This is a genomic window from Oleiphilus sp. HI0043 (genome assembly GCF_001634935.1).
Map to the genome: position 1 here is coordinate 1 of NZ_LWEY01000815.1, position 551 is coordinate 551.

Here is a 551-nt window from a genome sequence, read left to right on the forward strand (position 1 = left end):
CAGCAGACATGCTACTAGAATCAATTACCAGTTGTAATTGTTCAATGTGTTACCGGCTAGGTGCTCTTTGGGCTTATTACACAGTCGATCAAGTTGATATTAAAGTAAAATCAGAGGCTACTGTTTATTTGTGGGGTAGCAAAGTTCGCTCATATCATTCTTGCACTTTTTGTGGTTGTACAACTCACTACACACAAAAAAGAGATGACGGTACAAATAGGGTCGCAATCAACGCCAGAATGGCTGCTCCTGAGATATTTAAGTCCGTTAATGTTAGGTTTTTCGATGGTGCTGATACCTTTAAATATGTTGAGAAATAGAGCACTTAACAAGTTTATCAAACCTCGTTCCGCCCACAAAGAAACGTGGGCTACACTGGACGCGCAAAGACACGCGCGCCGTTTATAAAAGCGTTAAATTTTTTTGGCTCTAAAGGTATAGAGCTCAATATTCGGCAAGGAGTGCTCAGTTCTTATTAAGCATTCCTTCGTTTAAAGTTCTAGGGTGTGTGGCACGGTTTCCCACTGTTCCGCTCCACTGTTTAAGTTTCT

1 protein-coding gene is annotated in these 551 nt (G+C 41.2%); it reads left to right on the plus strand.

Annotated features, from left to right (window positions below):
* A partial coding sequence (locus A3729_RS33870; protein ID WP_082882068.1) for a hypothetical protein occupies positions 1 to 320 on the plus strand: 320 nt, incomplete at its 5' end.
* Between the last annotated feature and the right edge of the window lie 231 nt (positions 321 to 551).